Origin of the sequence: Pectobacterium fontis, assembly GCF_000803215.1 — a bacterium.
Classification (GTDB): Bacteria; Pseudomonadota; Gammaproteobacteria; order Enterobacterales; family Enterobacteriaceae; genus Pectobacterium; species Pectobacterium fontis.
Genome location: NZ_JSXC01000007.1, coordinates 1 through 3,802, shown reverse-complemented (window position 1 = coordinate 3,802; position 3,802 = coordinate 1). Strand labels below are relative to the sequence as shown.

Annotated in this window: 4 protein-coding genes and 1 pseudogene; 3 read left to right on the top strand and 2 right to left on the bottom strand. The window is 51.3% G+C overall.

What is annotated here, in order from left to right; all coding sequences use genetic code 11:
• A pseudogene (locus OI69_RS19965) lies at positions 1-420 on the top strand (hypothetical protein); the annotation flags it as partial.
• An 8-nt stretch (positions 421-428) separates the two neighbouring features.
• Entirely contained in the window at positions 429-791 is a 363-nt protein-coding gene (locus tag OI69_RS02745; protein ID WP_039345856.1) for a hypothetical protein, read from the top strand.
• A 115-nt stretch (positions 792-906) separates the two neighbouring features.
• Here OI69_RS02745 and OI69_RS02740 read toward each other — a convergent pair whose 3' ends face one another.
• Positions 907-1,131, bottom strand: a complete 225-nt coding sequence (locus tag OI69_RS02740; RefSeq protein ID WP_039345853.1) for a SymE family type I addiction module toxin — start codon at positions 1,129-1,131, stop codon at positions 907-909.
• A gap of 73 nt (positions 1,132-1,204) precedes the next feature.
• On the bottom strand, positions 1,205-1,570 hold the full coding sequence (locus tag OI69_RS02735; RefSeq protein WP_080752591.1) for a helix-turn-helix domain-containing protein: 366 nt from the start codon (positions 1,568-1,570) through the stop codon (positions 1,205-1,207).
• Between the two features lie 132 nt (positions 1,571-1,702).
• Here OI69_RS02735 and OI69_RS02730 point away from each other — a divergent pair.
• The coding region (locus tag OI69_RS02730) for a CHC2 zinc finger domain-containing protein (RefSeq protein WP_039345847.1) at positions 1,703-3,802 on the top strand (2,100 nt) is incomplete at its 3' end.

Below are 3,802 nucleotides of genomic sequence, written 5' to 3'. Positions count from 1 at the left end.
GCTTATGTCCACAACCCATTAGAATGGGTTGATCCGCTGGGGCTGACTAAATCGGGTTGTGATGGTGAAAATAGCCCTGAGAATTCAAAAAAACCTGATCCGTCAGCAGGTGGGCATTACTCAGGAACGGAGAAACCAAGAACCACAGGCGCTACACCAAACTCCATGTATACGCATATTGACCCAAAAACAGGAAAAGCTGTTCAAAATGCAATATATGATAACAATGGTGATGTAATTGGCCATGTAGATTTTAAAAATCATGGGATAGAATCTGGTCATTATCACTTATTCCCTGAACCTGGTAATCCAGCGTCTGGACATGGTCCTGGTAAACCACATTATCCTCATTCAGGTATACCTTCAGGATGGGATGCTCTCCCTCCGGGAATTGAACCTCACACTCCTATAGGAAAGTGAAATATTTTATGATCATAGATATGCTAGATGAAATAACGAATGGGTATGATGGGATTATTAAAAAGATTAACTTTATTTCCTTTGATAGTGTGATTGTTGAAGTCTCTGTTATACGGAGATCTGATAGGGAATGGGTTAATGTAGAGTTTGAATTGAAAGGGTTGGTTGAGTTTGCTGTTAAGCAAAAAATAAAGTGCATCAATACAGTAATGAGTGGTGGTATATCTTATCAATGTATAGATGATATTCATTATATTGACTTTTCTCCATATTCTGATGATATGGAAGATGTTAGTGACTATCGTATGTCAGATGTGTATTTTGCTGCAAAAGAAATTGAGTATAGTATTAACCCTTACTCTGATATATAAGGTGGTAGGGCTTTAATTATAAGTTTATTGGTTTCCTAATCAGCCTATAAATAAAATCCGGAAGCGATCACCTGATCCTTCCGGCTTTTTATTTTATTAGCGGTCAGGTTATTTTTTATAAATTAATCTGTGTCTCAATAATAATCCTGCCTCTTTCCACCGTCACAGTCACGGGCATCCCGGTGATAAAACCGGACTCTTCGAGCCAGCGGCCTTTAAGGTTGATGGCGGAGGGCGGGTTGGATTTACCATTGTGCGGGGCGTATCCCACGGTGTAGTAACGCTCTGTTCTGGCGGGTTTATTAAGTGTGACGTCTGACTTAGAATGTGCCTTAGCCATAGTAACTACTCCTGTTAGTTGCTTGTGGTGAGCGGCGTGGGTGTGCTCGTAACACATCCGCGCCGCGTTCGTTTTAATCCTTCTCTTTGCCCATCGGCTTTGTCACTCGTGCCATAGTCTGGGAAACCTGACTCTTCACAATGATGGCATCCAGCACGGCTTTAGCGACTTCCTGCTCTTCGGCAGGCATGGCGGCGACGGCTTCAAATCTCAGCTTCAGCTCATCTTCCGGCTCACGTTCGCCGGGTTCAAACAGCAGAAAATCAGATGACACATGCAGCACAATAGCGAGCTTCTTTAAGGCCTCGGCGGTAGGTTGTGAGCTACCGGCTTCGTAGCGTTTAATCTGCTGTACATGAATACCGGTGGCGTCAGAGAGGCCTTGTTGTGTCAAACCACGCTTCTTGCGCAGTTCAATCACACGTTGAGAAAAGCTCATGGTAGTTAACCAGTCTGGAATAGATACCATGATACTAACCCCCCTGAAAAATCCCTCTTGATAAAGGTATCATATAGTGTACCATTAAAGTATTCAATATGAATCTTGACGTGTTTTTGAGGAAATCCGTTTATGGCACGCATCCCCGAATCCGAGTTGCAGCACCTGAAAGCCGCCGTGTCACTGGTTGAGGTGGTGCGTGGTCAAGGTCGCAAGGTGGTGAAGCGCGGTAAAGACTGGGTGGTGCTGTGTCCGTTCCATCAGGAGAAAACCCCTTCTTGCGTTATCAGTCCGGAGAAGAACCTGTATCACTGCTTCGGCTGTGATGCAGGCGGCTCTGTGCTGGACTGGGTGATGAAGACGGAAGGGTTAAGCCTGCCTCATGCGGTCGACAAGCTGCGGGGTGAACTGGGAAATGTGCCCGCCGCTGCGCCGCTGCCGCCTGTGTCGGATATCGCTAATGAACAGGAAAGGCAGGCGTTGCTGCATCGCGTTACCGAGTTTTATCACCACACTTTGCTCAATGCGCCGGAGGCCATCGCCTATCTGGAAAAGCGTCGCCTGAATCATCCTGAGTTAGTCGCCGCCTTCAAGCTGGGGTTCGCCAACCGGACATTGGGCTATCGCCTGCCATCAAGCAAACTGAAAGACGGGGCAACCGTTCGCAGCCAGTTGCAGGCCATCGGTGTGCTGCGTTCCAGCGGCCATGAACATCTGGCGGGGTCGTTAGTGGTGCCGGTTATCGACCTTAACGGTCCGGTGCGGGAGCTGTACGGGCGCAAGGTGGGTGACAGGTTGCGTGCCGGAACACCCAATCACCTGTATCTGCCGGGGCCACATGGCGGGGTGTGGAACGAGCAGGCGTTAGTAGCGAGTAAGTCGGTTATCTTATGCGAATCGCTTATCGATGCGATGTCGTTCTGGGTGGCAGGCTACCGCAACGTGACAGCGGCGTATGGGGTGAACGGGTTCACTGATGAGATGCGGAAAGCCTTTATCCAGCACGGTGTGAAACAGGCGCTGATCGCGTTCGATAACGACGCGGCAGGGGATGAAGGCGCGGTGAAACTGGCTTCGTCTCTGGTTGCTGATGGCATCACGCCGTTCCGGGTGGTGTTCCCGACGGGCATGGATGCGAACGAGTACCTGTGCAAAGTCTCCGAGCCGGAGCAGGCGTTCCGTGCGGTGGTAGAAGGTGCAATGGCGATGGGGGAAGCAGTGAACGCTGAACCTGAATCTGTGGCACAACGGAAAGCCGCGCCACAGCCTGAAAAAACGTCTCAATCTGCCTCTTCCTTAGTTGCCGGGGTTGTGGTTGAAGCGTTGCCGAACGGTGAAGTTGAAATCACCTTATCCGGCCAGCAGTGGCGCATCCGGGGTATGGCGTCGGTAAAGGTGGGTAGCGGCGTGATGAAGGTGAACGCGCAGGTGCTGGACACGGAAAGCGGCGTGGTGTTCGCGGACAGCGTGGACATGATGAGTGCGCGTTCACGAGTGGGGTATGCGCGGCTGGCTGCGTCAGAGCTGGGGTTAGCGGAAAGCGATATCAAACAGCGCTTAGGTCGTGTGCTGCTGGCACTGGAGAATCACCTTGCTCAACCCGAAACCGCCAGTGACACCACACCGGATATTAGCGATGAACAACGGGATGCGGCGCTGGCGTTACTCAAAGATCCGAACCTGATTAGCCGACTGACGGATGACCTTGCGGCCTGTGGCGTGGTCGGCGAATCGACCAACTTAGTAGCGGGTTATCTGGCAGCGGTGTCGCGCAAGCTGGACAGGCCGTTGGCGGTGCTTATCCAATCGTCGAGCGCGGCGGGAAAATCCAGCCTGATGGATGCGGTGCTGAACCTGATACCGCCTGAAGAACGCTTACAGTACAGCGCCATGACAGGCCAGAGTCTGTTCTATCTGGGTGAAACGAACCTGCAACACAAGATACTGGCGATAGCGGAAGAAGAAGGCGTGCGGCAGGCGGCGTATGCGCTGAAGCTGTTGCAGAGTGATGGCGAGTTAACCATCGCCAGTACGGGCAAGGATGATGCCACAGGAAACCTCGTCACCAAGCAGTACACGGTAAAAGGCCCGGTGATGCTGATGCTGACGACAACCGCCATCGACGTGGATGAAGAACTGCTGAACCGTTGCCTGGTTCTCACGGTAAACGAATCCCGCGAACAGACGGAAGCGATACATGCCTTGCAGCGGCATAAACAGACGCTGGAAGGG